We start from the raw sequence: 6,617 nt of genomic DNA on the forward strand, positions 1-6,617 counted from the left end.
GGGCTGTGCCTGGTGGGGGTGGCCGGTCTGGGGGCGTGGAACGTGCAGATGCTGGCCGGGGCCGGCGACGAGGCCCGCCGCAGCGCCGACGGCTTCCTGCGGGAGGTCGCCGCGGGCGACGTGCAGCGGGCCTACGAGCGGCTGTGCGCGCAGTCGCGCACCCGGTGGAGCGCGGTCGGTTTCGCCGGCTGGGTGCGCACCCCGCCGGTCGTCACCGGCTACGAGATCGTCGACGTGTCGGTGCGCACGAGCCACGGCCGGCCGACCGGTGCGGTGCGCGCGCGGCTGACCCGCGACGGTGGCGCCGGCGAGGAGCGCACCGTGGCGATGGTGGAGGAGGACGGCCAGTGGCGCATCTGCGGGGACCCGTTCTGAGGTGGCTCAGTCGCGGGGGCCGAGGTCGCCGGCGCGGTAGTGCCGCCGGCACAGCACCTGGTAGCGCACGTCGGCGGTGTCCACGGTGTCGCCGATGACGACCTGCGCGCCCTCGCGGACGACCCGGCCGTCGACGACGCGGGCGTTGAGCAGCCCCTCGCGCCCGCACCAGCACAGCACCTCGACCTGGATGCGGGCGACGGAATCGGCGAGTTCGAACAGTCGCCGGGCGGCGGGGAACAGGCAGGACCGGAAGTCGGTGGCCAGGCCGAAGGCGTACACGTCGACGTCGAAGTTGTCGACCAGGTCGGCCATCTGCTCGACGTGTTCGAGGTTGTAGAAGGACGCCTCGTCGCAGATGAGGTAGTCCACGCGTACCCCCTCGGCCCAGGCGTCGCGGACCAGGTCGCGCAGGTCGAGGCCGTCGGTGACCTCGATCGCGGCGTGGGCCAGGCCGATGCGGGTGGTGACCTGCGGGCCCAGGGACCGGTCGATGCGGGTGGTGACCAGGCCGCGGCGGCCCTGCCGGGCGTGGTTGTAGTTCATCTGTAGCGCCATCGTGGACTTCCCGCAGTCCATCGGCCCCCAGAAGAACCTCAGAGCGGCGGCGTGCAGCGGCCGGCCGTCGGCGCCCCGGGCGGCGGCGCAGCCACGCCGGGTGTCGTCGTCCGGGCCCGGAAGGGGCCGGGCCAGGCAGATCGGGGCGGCAGCGGCGTCGTCGGTCACGTCGGGGCAGCCTAGCCCATCGACTGTCGACGATCGGCCCGGTGCGTGTGCCCCCTGCCCCTACAGCACCCGGGGCGGGGTGTTGCCGGCGGCGACGATGGCGCGGCGGATCGGCACGGCGGCCAGCAGCACGAAGCCGACCACGAAGAAGATCAGCAGGGAGACCAGGCCCACCCGGTAGGACGAGGTGAGCTGGAACACCAGCCCGAACGCCAGGGGGCCGAGCCAGCTGGTGCCCCTGTCGCTGATCTCGTAGAAGCCGTAGTACTCGCCCTCCTTGCCGGCGGGGATGAGCTGGCTGAACAGCGAGCGGCTCAACGCCTGGCTGCCGCCGAGGACCAGGCCGATGGCCCCGCCGAGGACCATGAACGGCAGCGGCGCCTCGGCGGGTAGCCGGAACACGGCGATGATCACACCGGTCCACAGCACGAGGCTGAGCAGCACGGTCTTGCGCGCCCCGATGCGCCGGGCCAGCGCGCCGAGGGCCAGGGCTCCGCCGAAGGCGAGGAACTGCACCAGCAGGATGGTGGTGATCAGGGTGCTCTGCCCCAGCCTCAGCTCCTCGGTGCCGTACTGGCTGGCGAGGGTGATCACGGTCTGGATGCCGTCGTTGTAGACCAGGAAGGCCAGCAGGAACAACAGCGTCAGCGGGTACGCCTTGATCTCGCGCAGGGTGCGGCCGAGCTGGCGGAACCCGTCGGTGAGCACGTTGCCGCCGCCGGCCAGCGCGGCGGCGGTGGGGTGCTCGCGCAGCCAGCGCAGCGGCACCAGGGTGAACACGGCCCACCACACGCCGGCCGACACGATCGACCAGCGGGCCAGGTCGAGGGTGCGCTGCGGGTTGCCCTCCTCGCTGAGCATGGTCACGGCGACGAGGTTCGCGGCCAGCAGCAGGCCGCCGCCGAGGTAGCCGATGGCCCAGCCGCGGCTGGAGATGCTGTCGCGTTCGTCGGGGCCGCCGAGCTGCGGCAGGAACGAGTTGTAGACCACCACGGCCGCGCCGAAGGAGATGTTGGCCACCAGGAACAGGGCCCCGCCGAGCAGGTACCGCTCGCCGGTGACCAACGCCATCGCGATGGTCGCCCCGGCGCCGGTGAACGCCGCCGCGCCCAGCAGCCGCTTCTTGTGCGCCGACCGGTCGGCGACCGCGCCGACCACGGGCAGCACGAACACCGTGAGGAACACCGACAGCGAGATCAGGTACGGGTAGTAGGAGCCGGTGGCGACCCGGATTCCCAGCGGGTACACGTACCCGTCGCAGCGTTCGACGCCCAGCTCGCAGCCGGCGGCCAGCTCGGTGACGGTGGTCAGGAACGGGCCGAGGAACACGGTGATGACGGTCGTCGGGAACGCCGAGTTGGCCCAGTCGTAGAGGTACCAGCCGCGGCGTTCGCGGGCGGTGCTGGCGGGCGGCGGTGGGGCGCCCACCGCCGGGGTGACCGTCTCGGCCATCGGGTTCCTCCGCCGATCTCAGGCGGCCCAGTGGCCGCGGCTGCGGTAGACGTCGCGCAGCACGCCGACGTGATCGGTCATGATGCCATCCACACCAAGATCAAGTAACTCGTGCATCTCGGCAGGTTCGTCGATCGTCCAGACGTGCACGTGCAGCCTTAGCCGGTGCGCGTACGCCAGGAACCGGCGGTCGACCACGGGCAGCCGGCCGTAGCGGGGCGGGACCTGCGCGGCCACCACCGACGAGTGCAGCCGCACCGGCCGCCCGTGCAGCGACGCCATCCGCAGCCGGGCCACCCCGCGCACGCCGAGGCCGGTGGCGACCCGCCCGCCGGTGGCCGCCCGCAGCCGGGCCAGCCGGGTGTCGCTGAACGAGGCCAGCAGCACCCGGTCGCCGGCCCCGGCCCGACGCAGCGCGGCGACGGTCGGCGCGATGCCGCCGTCGGCCTTGACGTCGATGTTGAACCGCACCTGTGGCCACGAGGCGAGCACGTCGTCGAGGCGGGGCACCACGGCGGCCCCGCCGACGCGCACGGACGCCAGGTCGGCCCAGCGCAGGTCGGCGATGCGTCCCGCCTCCCCGGTGAGCCGCCGCAGGGTGGGGTCGTGGAAGACCACGGCGACCCCGTCGGCGGTGCCGTGCACGTCGGTCTCGACGTACCGGTAGCCGAGGCCGACGGCGCGGGCGAACGCCTCGGCGGTGTTCTCGTCGCCGTGGGCCGCGCCGCCACGGTGGGCGAACGCCAGCGGCGCGGGCGCGTCGAGATAGCCGGAACGGGGCTGCACGCACGGCAGTATGCCGCGCCCCGGTGGCGCCCGGGTGACCGGTTGGCGAGCAGCCGGCGCACGGTCACCGCAACGCGCCCCGACCCGTGGTCACGGCAGCCGGCGGCGGTGGGTCCGGGAGGCGTCGGTGGGGCGACCCGGGTCGACGTGGCGGGGCCGGTCGGGCTCGTCGGGGCGCAGCGGGACGAGGGCGTCGGTGATCGCGTCGATGATCCGGTCGGTGACCCGCCGGGCCGCGCCCGGCGCGGCGTCGGCGTCGGTCAACGCGACCGGGTCGCCGAAGTGCACCCGCACCACCGGCCGCCGCCACAGCGCCCGGACCACGGCGCGCAGCATCCCCTTCGGCGCCCGGTACGGCAGCACCTCGTGCGAGCCCCACTGGGCCACGGGCACCACGGGCGCGCCGCTGGCCAGGGCGAGCCGCGCGGTCCCGGTCTTGCCGCGCTCGGGCCACAGGCCGGGGTCCAGGCCGATGCGGCCCTCCGGGTAGACCAGGATCACCGACCCGGCGGCGACGGCCCCGGCGGCGTCGTCCAGGGCCCGGTGCACGGCGGCGGTGCCTCGGTCGACCCGGATGTGCCCGGCGCGGCGCATGGCGGCGCCGAGCAGCGGGGCGCGGAACAGCCCGCCGGTGGCCATGATGCGGGGGGCGACGCCCCGGGCACGGCACGCGGCGGCCAGAACCACGGGGTCGAAGGGGCTGAGGTGGTTGGCGGCCAGAATCAGCGGCCCCCGGCGCAGCCCGTCGGGCACGTCGCCGGAGACCTCGAGGCGGGCCAGGGCGCCGACGACGGCGCGGGCCAACAGTTGGGCGCCGCGCCAGATCAGGGGCGGCTGCCAGGAGGCGGTGGGCGTGTCCATCAGCGGTCGATGGTCGCACGGCCACGCCAGGGCCGTGGCCCGGCCGGGTGGGGGACCGGACGTGACCGACGCAGGGCCCGGGTGATCAAGGTCATTGATTCCGGGCCTGGTCGGGACCCCCGCACCTGCCGGCACCTCTACGACGCCGAGTAGTATTTACTACGTCTCGTAGTATGAAAGGCTGGGGGTTCCAGGTGGACGCGTTGGACGTCGCCCGCTGGCAGTTCGGTGTCACCACCGTCTACCACTTCCTGTTCGTGCCGCTGACCATCGGCCTGTCCGTGCTCGTCGCCATCCTCCAGACCATCTGGCATCGCACCGGCGACCAGCGCTACCTCAAACTCACCAAGTTCTACGGCAAACTCTTCCTCATCAACTTCGCCATGGGCGTCGTCACCGGCATCGTCCAGGAATTCCAGTTCGGCATGAACTGGAGCGACTACTCCCGCTTCGTCGGCGACGTCTTCGGCGCCCCCCTCGCGATCGAGGCCCTGGTGGCGTTCTTCCTCGAATCCACCTTCATCGGCCTGTGGATCTTCGGCTGGGACCGACTGCCCGAACGCCTGCACCTGGCCGCCATCTGGGCCGCAGCCATCGGCACCAACCTGTCCGCCTACTTCATCCTCGCCGCGAACTCGTTCATGCAGAACCCCGTCGGCTACCGCGTCAACCCCGCCACCGGCCGCGCCGAACTCACCGACTTCCTCGCCGTGCTCACCAACAAGGTCGCCCTCATCACCTTCCCGCACACCCTCGCCGGATCGTTCCTCGTCGCCGGCTCCCTCATCGTCGCCGTCGGCCTCTACCACGTCATCCGCAACCGCGACAGCGCCGACACCGGCGCCTACCGCTTCGCCACGAAATTCGGCTCCTGGGTCGTCCTGATCTCCACCGCGCTCGTCCTGCTCACCGGCGACATCCAAGGCAAGATCATGACCCAGGTGCAGCCGATGAAGATGGCCGCCGCCGAAGGCCTCTACACCACCGAAAGCCCCGCCCCCTTCTCCGTGCTCACCATCGGCAGCCTCGACGGCAGCCGCGAAGTGTTCGCCATCAAGATCCCCTACCTGCTGTCCTACCTCGGCACCGGCGACCCCAACGGCACCGTCCACGGCATCAACGACCTCCAAGCCCAGTACGCCAACCAGTACGGCCCCGGCAACTACACCCCGATCATCCCCGTCACCTACTGGAGCTTCCGCTTCATGATCGGCTTCGGCCTCGCCGCCGCCGCCATCGCCCTGCTCGTGCTCTGGAGCCACCGCAAGGGCCGCACCCCCACCAGCCGCTGGCTGCTACGCGCCGGCCTCACCATGCCCGCCCTGCCCCTGCTCGCCAACTCCTTCGGCTGGATCTTCACCGAGATGGGCCGCCAACCCTGGATCGTCTTCGGCGAAATGCTCACCCGCAACGGCGTCTCCCGCACCGTCTCCCTCACCGAAGTCCTCACCTCCTTCACCGCCTTCACCCTCATCTACGCCACCCTCGCGATCGTCGAGTTCAAACTCCTCGTCCGCTACGCCCGCACCGGCGTACCCGACCTCACCCCGGACCCAGAACCCACCGACGACGCCGAACGCCCGCTCGCCTTCGCCTACTGACCCGGAGCCCCACCATGGAACTGACAACCATCTGGTTTCTCCTCGTCGCCGTGCTCTTCACCGGCTACTTCATCCTCGAAGGCTTCGATTTCGGCGTCGGCATGCTCCTGCCCGCCCTCGGCCGCGACGACCGCGAACGCCGCGTCCTGATCAACACCATCGGCCCCGTCTGGGACGGCAACGAGGTCTGGCTCATCACCGCCGCCGGCGCCATGTTCGCCGCCTTCCCCGAGTGGTACGCCACCCTCTTCTCCGGCTTCTACCTGCCGCTCCTACTCATCCTGCTCGCCCTCATCGCCCGCGGCGTTGCCTTCGAATACCGCCACAAACGCCCCGAAGCCACCTGGAAACGCCGCTGGGACACCGCCATCTTCCTCGGCTCCCTCATCCCCGCCGCCCTGTGGGGCGTCGCCTTCGCCAACATCCTGCGCGGCGTCCCCCTCGACGCCGACCACGAATACGTCGGCGGCCTGGTCAACCTGCTCAACCCCTACGCCCTGCTCGGCGGCGCCACCACCGCCACCCTCTTCCTCACCCACGGCGCCACGTTCATCGCCCTCAAGACCGTCGGCGACATCCGCCACCGCGCCCGCACCCTCGCAGTACGCCTCGGCACCGCCACCGCGGCCCTCGCCGTCGCGTTCCTCACCTGGACCCTGACCATCCGCTCCAGCACCGCCGCCATCGCCCTCGCCGCCGGCGCCGCCATCGCCCTACTCGCCGGCCTCGCCGCCGCCCGCGCCCGCCGCGAAGGCTGGGCGTTCACCGGCACCGCCGTAGCCATCGCCCTGGCCGTGGCCACCCTCTTCGCCGCCC

7 protein-coding genes are annotated in these 6,617 nt (G+C 72.1%); 3 read left to right on the forward strand and 4 right to left on the reverse strand.

Features of this window, described 5'->3' with window-relative positions:
• Positions 1-375 (forward strand): hypothetical protein (locus E1258_RS28515; protein ID WP_132406574.1); only part of this gene is annotated, 375 nt, incomplete at its 5' end.
• Between the two features lie 6 nt (positions 376-381).
• Here E1258_RS28515 and E1258_RS28520 read toward each other — a convergent pair.
• The 4 genes from E1258_RS28520 to E1258_RS28535 form a co-directional block, all read right to left on the reverse strand.
• On the reverse strand, positions 382-1,101 hold the full coding sequence (locus tag E1258_RS28520) for a thymidine kinase (RefSeq protein ID WP_036371738.1): 720 nt from the start codon (positions 1,099-1,101) through the stop codon (positions 382-384).
• A 60-nt stretch (positions 1,102-1,161) separates the two neighbouring features.
• A complete protein-coding gene (locus tag E1258_RS28525; protein WP_132406576.1) occupies positions 1,162-2,553 on the reverse strand; it encodes an MFS transporter in 1,392 nt (463 codons plus the stop codon).
• An 18-nt stretch (positions 2,554-2,571) separates the two neighbouring features.
• Positions 2,572-3,339 (reverse strand): glycerophosphodiester phosphodiesterase, encoded by a 768-nt coding sequence (locus tag E1258_RS28530; RefSeq protein WP_132406578.1) that lies wholly within the window; start codon positions 3,337-3,339, stop codon positions 2,572-2,574.
• Positions 3,340-3,429: 90 nt separating this feature from the next.
• A complete protein-coding gene (locus E1258_RS28535) occupies positions 3,430-4,200 on the reverse strand; it encodes a 1-acyl-sn-glycerol-3-phosphate acyltransferase (protein ID WP_132406580.1) in 771 nt (256 codons plus the stop codon).
• A gap of 194 nt (positions 4,201-4,394) precedes the next feature.
• On the opposite strand from E1258_RS28535, the gene E1258_RS28540 reads away from it, so the two are divergent.
• On the forward strand, positions 4,395-5,801 hold the full coding sequence (locus tag E1258_RS28540; RefSeq protein WP_207919784.1) for a cytochrome ubiquinol oxidase subunit I: 1,407 nt from the start codon (positions 4,395-4,397) through the stop codon (positions 5,799-5,801).
• Positions 5,802-5,815: 14 nt separating this feature from the next.
• The coding region (gene cydB / locus E1258_RS28545; RefSeq protein WP_132406584.1) for a cytochrome d ubiquinol oxidase subunit II at positions 5,816-6,617 on the forward strand (802 nt) is incomplete at its 3' end.

It is taken from the genome of Micromonospora sp. KC207, from assembly GCF_004348615.1.
Lineage (GTDB): Bacteria > Actinomycetota > Actinomycetes > Mycobacteriales > Micromonosporaceae > Micromonospora.